The 6,773-nt window shown below is 71.7% G+C and carries 6 protein-coding genes; 2 read left to right on the top strand and 4 right to left on the bottom strand.

The features are described from left to right. The 3 genes from OZN99_RS22290 to OZN99_RS22280 form a co-directional block, all read right to left on the bottom strand. The coding region (locus OZN99_RS22290) for a hypothetical protein (protein WP_270937454.1) at nt 1–849 on the bottom strand (849 nt) is incomplete at its 3' end. Beyond that, entirely contained in the window at nt 815–2,185 is a 1,371-nt protein-coding gene (locus tag OZN99_RS22285; protein ID WP_270937453.1) for an MBOAT family O-acyltransferase, read from the bottom strand. The genes OZN99_RS22285 and OZN99_RS22290, both read right to left, overlap by 35 nt. Before the next feature lie 45 nt (nt 2,186–2,230). Then, a complete protein-coding gene (locus OZN99_RS22280) occupies nt 2,231–3,742 on the bottom strand; it encodes an aldehyde dehydrogenase family protein (protein WP_270937452.1) in 1,512 nt (503 codons plus the stop codon). A 108-nt stretch (nt 3,743–3,850) separates the two neighbouring features. On the opposite strand from OZN99_RS22280, the gene OZN99_RS22275 reads away from it, so the two are divergent. Next, nucleotides 3,851–5,062 carry a CaiB/BaiF CoA transferase family protein gene (locus OZN99_RS22275; RefSeq protein WP_270937451.1) on the top strand — a complete coding sequence of 404 codons (1,212 nt, stop codon included), beginning with the start codon at nt 3,851–3,853 and terminating at the stop codon, nt 5,060–5,062. Between the two features lie 243 nt (nt 5,063–5,305). Continuing rightward, a complete protein-coding gene (locus tag OZN99_RS22270; RefSeq protein ID WP_270937450.1) occupies nt 5,306–6,151 on the top strand; it encodes an alpha/beta fold hydrolase in 846 nt (281 codons plus the stop codon). 15 nt (nt 6,152–6,166) lie between these two features. Here OZN99_RS22270 and OZN99_RS22265 read toward each other — a convergent pair. Continuing rightward, nucleotides 6,167–6,773 (bottom strand): aminoglycoside phosphotransferase family protein (locus OZN99_RS22265; protein WP_270937449.1); only part of this gene is annotated, 607 nt, incomplete at its 5' end.

Here is a 6,773-nt window from a genome sequence, read left to right as displayed (position 1 = left end):
CGCGGCGCGCAGCGCGTCCAGGCAGGCGGTGCCGTTGCGCGCCGCGGCGCTGCCGGGCGGTGGCAGCAGCGGGGCGAAGACCGGCGGGACGACCAGCACGACGGCGGTGCTGTCCGGCAGCGCCCGCAGTGCCGCGCTCAGCGCGGCCACGCCGGGGAAGGGGCCGGGACCGTCCGCCAATGGCCCGCTCCCGGGAATGGCGTCGCCGGCGCTCCACCGGCCGCGCCAGCCCTGCTCGTAGTCCTCGTAGCCGTCGGCGCGGCCGAAGGGGCCGCCGTTCAGCCTGGCGCGGATCCGCAGCAAGGCGTGCTCCGCGCTGTCGGAGCGGAACAGGCCGCCGAGATACCCGAGCGTGCTCTCCTCGTAGAGCCAGAAGGGGAAGGGGTGGCTCTGCATCGGCGCCGCCCCGGTGGCGCAGGTCATGGTGTCCACCCCGACGACGATGGCCGCCGGCGGCGACGGCCGGTGGCGCAGGAACCAGCCGAGCAGCGCCGCCTGTTCCCGCACGCCGCTGCCCTGCACCGTCAGCGAGACGAAGCGTAGCCCCGTCGCCGCGTCGAGCCGCGCCGGGGAGATCAGCTGCATGTGGGAGTTGCCGATGATGGCGGCGTCGAAGCCGGGGTCGCGCCCGCGGCTGGCATGCGCCAGGCGCGGTCCGATCGTCGGCGCGCCGGCCAGGGGGAAGGGCGACAGGCGGCCGCTGTCATAGGGATCCACCACGACGAGCAGCGCAAGGAACAGCGCCGGCAGAAGCGCGGCCAGCAGCGCCGCCCGGCGCAGGAAGCGCGGCCAGCCCAGGCCCGCGGCGGGGGGCTCAGAACTGGAAGTAGATGAACTGGTAGCTGACATCGTCACCGATCCGCAGCAGCGCGGCGAGCCAGAGCAGCGCCACCACCGCGAGCGCCACACGCGTCGGCCTTGCGCGCTCCGCCAGGGACAGCGCGGTCGGGCCGAGCAGCGCGCAGGCGGCGCCGATCGCGATGGCGCGCCACTTGAACTCCCCGCCCAGCGGGGCAAGGCCGGCCATCGCCTCCCACATGCGCAGCGCAGCGTCGAGGTCCGTCGCGCGGAACGGCACCCAGGCCAGGAAGACGAAGCCGATGGTCAGCGCCCAGCCGAGCACGGTTGGCAGCCGCAGACCGGCGCGGCGCCACAGCAGCAGCACCGCCAGCGCGACGCCATGCAGCAATCCCCAGAGGATGAAGGTGACGCCGGCCCCGTGCCACAGCCCGCCCAGCCCCATGGTGACGACCAGCGCTCCCACCTGGCGCGGCAGGCCGAAGCGGTTCCCGCCGAGCGGGATGTAGAGGTAGTCCCGCAGGAAGCGCGACAGCGTCATGTGCCAGCGGCGCCAGAACTCCTGCAGGTTGGTCGCGCGGTACGGCACCTCGAAGTTCGGCGGCAGGCGGATGCCGAACAGCATCGCGAGCCCGAGCGCCATGTCGGAATAGCCGGAGAAGTCGAAGTAGATCTGCAGCCCGAAGGCCAGCGTCCCCTGCCACGCCTGCAGTACCGTCAGCGGTGCGCCGGAAGCCGCGGCGGCGAAGACCGGGTCGGCGTAGCCGGCGAGCGGGTCGGCCACCAGCACCTTCTTGGCCAGCCCCAGCACCAGCAGGATCGCGCCGCGCCCCGCCGTCTCCTGCCAGCCGGGCGGGAAGGGGTCGCGCGCGAACTGGTGCATCACCTCCGACCAGCGCACCAGCGGCCCCGCCAGGACCTGCGGGAAGAACATGATGTAGAGACCGTAGCGCGTCAGGTCGTAGGCCGGCGCGCGGCCGGCGCGCAGGTCCACCAGGTACATGATGTGGTGGAAGGTGAAGAAGCTGATGCCGAGCGGCAGGGCGAGTTCCAGCCGCACCACCAGCAGGCCCGGCACGGCTTCGGCGGCGGCGGCGAAGAAGTCCCAGTATTTGAAGAAGCCGAGCACCGCGAGGTTGGCCGCGACCGCGCCGGTGATCAGGAACCGGGGCCGGTGGCGGAGCCAGAACCGCGCGACCAGCCAGTTCGCCAGCGTCGAGGCGAGGATCAGCGGCGCGAGCCGCCAGTCCCACCAGCCGTAGAACACGACCGAGAGCGCCAGCAGCACGTGTAGCCGCCAGCGCGGCGCGAAGCGCGCCGCCGCGCCGTGCAGGACCAGCGCGACGGGGAGGAAGACGAGGAGGAAGGCGAAGGAGTTGAACAGCATGCGCGGGCGCGGCCGGCGCGCGCCCGCGCGCGCGACGCCGGGGCGTCAGCCCATGTTCACCATGATGGTCTTCTTGTGCGTGAAGTGTTCCAGCATCGCCTCCAGGCTCGCTTCCTTGCCGAGGCCGGAGCTCTTTACGCCGCCGTAGCTAAGGTTCGCCTGCACCACGAGGTTCTGGTTGATCTGCACCAGCCCCGCCTCCAGCCGGTGCGCCAGGTCCAGGCCCACCTTCAGGTTGTTGGTCCAGAGCGACGCCGCCAGCCCGTATTCGCTGTCATTCGCCTCGGCCAGCACGGCCTCCGGGTCGTCGAAGGGCTGGATCACGGTGACCGGGCCGAAGATCTCCTCCTTCACCAGGCGGCTGTCCTTCGTCAGGCCGGTGAAGATCACGGGCTGGATGAACAGGCCCTTCTTCAGCGCGGGGTCGGTCGGCATGCGGCTGCAGACATGCGCCGTCGCACCCGCGGTCTTCGTGCCTTCCTCGATGAAGCCGCGCACCTTGTCGAACTGGCCGCAGCTGATGATGGTGCCGATGTCCGTCTTCTCGTCCAGCGGGTCGCCCATGACCATGTTGTCCACGGCCGACTTCATCGCCGCCACGAAGCGGTCGAAGATCGGGCGCTCCACATAGATGCGCGACGCCGCCGTGCAGCTCTGCCCCTGGCGGGTGAAGCGCATGGAGGTGAGCGCGCCGGAGACCGTCTTGTCGAAGTCGCAGTCGGCGAAGACGATCATCGGCGACTTGCCGCCGAGCTCGAGCGTCACCGGGATCAGCTTCTCGGCCGCGGTCCTGTAGACGATCTTCCCGGTCTCGACGGAGCCGGTGAAGGTCACCTTCTTGACCAGCGGGTGGCTGACCAGCGGCGCGCCGCATTCCGGCCCGAAGCCCGAGACCATGTTGAACACGCCGGGCGGCAGCACGCGGTTCAGGATCTCGCAGATGCGCAGCACCGCGAGCGGGGCCTCCTCGGCCGACTTCACGACCACGGCGTTGCCGGCCACCAGCGCGGGCGCGACCTTCAGCGCCATCAGCAGCATGGGCACGTTCCAGGGGATGATCGCGCCGACCACGCCGAGCGGCTCGCGCACGGTCACGCTCAGCACGTTCGGCGCGAAGGGCACGGATTCGCCCTTCAGCTCGCTGCCGAGGCCACCGAAGAACTCGAAGACGTCGGCGACGACATTCGCCTCCACGCGCGACTCGGTGCGCAGGGCCTTGCCGGTCTCGAGCGCGATGAGGCGGCCGAGCTCCTCGACATGCTCCTTCAGCGCCGCGGCGCAGGCATGGACCAGCGCGCCGCGCTTGCGGGCGGGCACCTTCGCCCAGGCCTTCTGCGCCTCCGCCGCGTTGCGCACCGCGGCGTCCACATCCGCCGCATCGCCCTCCGCCGCGGTGCCGACCTGCTCGCCGGTGGCGGGATTCACCACGGCGAAGGTCTTGCCGGAGCGGGCGGGCACGTAGCGCCCCGCAATGAAGTGATGGCCGGACAGCGCGCGCGCCAGCGCGAAGCAATCGTTCGTCGGCGCCTCGGGCGTAGGATGGGGACGGTCGAGCATGGGTTTCCTCCCGCGGGATCGGGACCTAATAAGCGGGGCGAACATGCGGCGGCCAGCCGCGCGCGGCAATGGCGCGGCAGGCACGGGGCGGAGAGGACTGGAGACGACATGGTGGAGAAGGCGCCGAGCGGCCCCCTCAGGGGCCTCAGGGTCCTGGATCTGACCCGGGTGCTGGCCGGCCCGACCTGCACGCAGATGCTGGGGGACCTGGGCGCCGAGGTCATCAAGATCGAGCGGCCCGGGGCTGGCGACGACACCCGCGGCTTCGCGCCGCCCTTCTGGCCGAACACGCAGGAGAGCGCCTATTTCCTGGGCGTCAACCGGAACAAGAAGTCGCTGACGCTGGATATCGCGGCGGAGGAAGGCCAGGCGATCATCCACCGCCTGCTCGAGACCTGCGACATCCTGGTGGAGAACTTCAAGGTTGGCGCGCTGGCCAAGTATGGGCTGGGCTACGATCAGCTGCGGGCGAAGTATCCCGGGCTCATCTACTGCTCGATCACCGGCTTCGGTCAGACTGGGCCCTATGCGCCGCGGCCGGGCTACGATTCGCTGATCCAGGGCATGGGCGGCGTGATGAGCCTGACCGGGGAGCCCGACGGGCTGCCGCAGAAGGTGGGTGTGCCGGTCGCCGACCTCTTCGCCGGGCTCTATGGCTGCATCGGCATCCTGGCGGCGCTGCGCCACCGCGAACGCACCGGCAACGGCCAGCAGATCGATATCGGCATGCTGGACACCCACGTCGCCTGGCTGGCGAACCAGGGGATGAACTACCTGGCCACTGGCGAGAACCCGGAGCGGCTGGGCAACCAGCACCCGAACATCGTGCCCTACCAGGTCTTCCCGACGAAGGACGGGCACATCGTGCTCTCCGTGGGCAACGACCCGACCTTCGAGCGCTTCTGCAAGGCCTTCGGTCAGGAGGCGCTGCTGGCCGACGAGCGCTTCGCCACGAATGCCGCGCGCGTGGCGAACCGGCAGCTGGTGACGGACACGCTGACGCCGCTGATGCAGCAGAAGACCACGGCCGAGTGGGTGGAGGCGCTGGAGGCGCTCAAGATCGGTTGCGGGCCGATCAACAAGCTCTCCGAGGTCTTCGCCGACCCGCATGTCCAGGCGCGCGGCTGCGTGGTGCCGCTGCCGCATGCCTCCGGCGAGACGGTGAAGGTGATCGCCAACCCCGTGCGCCTCTCCGCGACCCCGCCCGACTACCGTGTCCCGCCCCCGCTGCTGGGCGAGCATTCGGAGGAGGTGCTGTCCGGCCTGCTGGGCATGACGGCCGACGAAGTCGCCGCGCTCAAGACCAAGGGCGTGGTCTGAGCCCGGCCTTGCGACTTTGCCGCTTTGGCGATGCCGGGTTGCGCCGGTTTCGGACAAAATCCCCTTCCGGGTGACAGGGCGGGGGCCGGGGGGAAGCGCGGAAAGGGCAGCGGGGCGCCGCATCTCCGGCAGGATACAGGAATTTGATCCTGTTCCGCCAGGGGTGATCGGCGTCGTGCCGCCTGCACGGCAGTCGCACCGCGTTGCCACCGGGCAGTTGGCCCGCCGATCGAGGGAAGTTCGATGACCGCCCGCCAGCATCGCCTGCGCTACCTGCTTGCCGGCTGTTTCCACGGTTTGGCCTGGACCGAGTGGGGCCCGGAGGACGGGCCGCCGGTGGTCTGCGTGCACGGCCTGACCCGGACGGGCCGGGATTTCGACGTGCTGGCCAAGGCGCTGGCGGCGCGCGGGCGCCGGGTGCTGTGCCCGGACCTGCCGGGCCGCGGTGCGTCGGACCGGCTGCACGACCCGCAGCTGTACACGCCCGTCTCCTATGTGGTGGCGCTGGGGCATCTGCTGGCGCGGCTGGAGGAGCCGGTGGACTGGGTGGGCACCTCGCTGGGCGGCATCTGCGGCATGATGGTCGCCGCCGCCGCCGGGCACCCGCTGCGCCGGCTGGTGCTGAACGACATCGGCAGCCGCGTGCCCTCGACCGCGGCGGAGCGCATCGCCGCCTACGTGAAGCTGCCGCTGGCCTTCGAGGACATCGAGGCGCTGGAGGCGCATCTGCGCCTGGTGCATGCCCCTTTCGGCCCGCTGACCGATGCGCAGTGGCGCCACCTGGCCGAGAGCAGTGCGCGGCCCCTGCCGGATGGCCGGTTCGGCATGCATTACGACCCCGGCATCGCCGTGCCCTTCGAGGAGTCGGCGACCGGGCCCGTGGACCTCTCCCTCGTCTGGTCGCGCGTGGCGCTGCCGATCCTGCTGCTCCGCGGCGCCGAGAGTGACGTGCTGGATGCCGAGACGGCGGCCGAGATGGCGATGCGGCCCGGGGTCCAACTGGTCACGCTGCCGGGCATCGGGCACGCGCCGGCGTTGATGGATACCGGGCAGATCGCGCGGGTGGCGGAGTTCCTGGAGGGGCGCTGAGGCGCGGCCGTCCGGTCAGGCGTCGCGCAGCGCGGCCTCGGCGGCCAGCCAGGGCGCCGGGTCGGCGCCGTCCTCGACCGCCCAGCAGGCGGCGATCACCGACCCCACCCGCCCCCAGGCCAACACGCGCGCGCGGTCGAGGCCGGTTTCCTCGGCGATGATGGCCGCCCGGCGCGGCGCGCGGGCAAGAAGGGCGGCGTCGGCCGGGTTGCGTAGCAGGCAGGCGGCCTCCGCGGCGGGCTCGCCGAGCAGGCCCTTCGGGTCCACTGCCACCCAGCCATCCCCGTCGCGCAGGATGTTGGCGTGGTGCAGGTCGCCATGCAGCAGCAGCGGCGGCAGCGCGGAGGCGACCAGGTCGCGCAATTCACCGGCCGTTCGGTCAATCAATCCGGCCTCGAGATGCCCGGCCGCCATGGCCAGGGCGCGGCCCCAGCCGGCCGCCTCGGCGAAGAGCGCGCCCCTGGGCGGCGGGCTAGGCAGCGCGGCGATCAGGCGCGCGGCGATGCGGGTGGCGGCGTCATCGTCCACACGCGCCAGGTCGAGCAGCCTCGTGCCTGGGCGGGCGCGCGCCAGGAGCAGCGCGCCCTGTTCCGCATCGGCGCGCAACAGCGCGACGGTGCCG

It is taken from the genome of Falsiroseomonas oryzae (assembly GCF_027856955.1).
Classification (GTDB): Bacteria; Pseudomonadota; Alphaproteobacteria; order Acetobacterales; family Acetobacteraceae; genus Falsiroseomonas; species Falsiroseomonas oryzae.
This window is presented reverse-complemented; position numbering and strand designations above follow the sequence as displayed.